Source organism: Micrococcus sp. LASM2_SD2 (assembly GCF_057364565.1).
In genome coordinates this window covers 1-201 of the sequence record NZ_JBNFOB010000525.1, presented here as the reverse complement: position 1 = coordinate 201, position 201 = coordinate 1, and the positions used below count along the sequence as shown (strand labels likewise).

Annotated in this window: 1 pseudogene; it reads right to left on the bottom strand. The window is 66.2% G+C overall.

Annotated features, from left to right (window positions below):
* Positions 1 to 201: pseudogene (locus AC2W7A_RS13415) on the bottom strand (DDE-type integrase/transposase/recombinase); the annotation flags it as partial.

The following is a 201-nucleotide window of genomic DNA, read 5'->3' as shown; positions in this document are numbered from 1 at the left end:
TCCAGGGCGAGCAACGGCAGCCCCGCGGTATGAAGGCTGCCCGAGACCGCCCATCCCACGATGCGCCGGGAGTAGACGTCGTGATGAAAGCGACGTAGCAGAACCCTGAGATCGTGCGCACGTAGGTGATGTCAGCGACCCAGAGCCGGTGTGGGCGCTCGGCAGTGAAGCGGCGCTCGACCAGGTCAGGACGAGCATCCG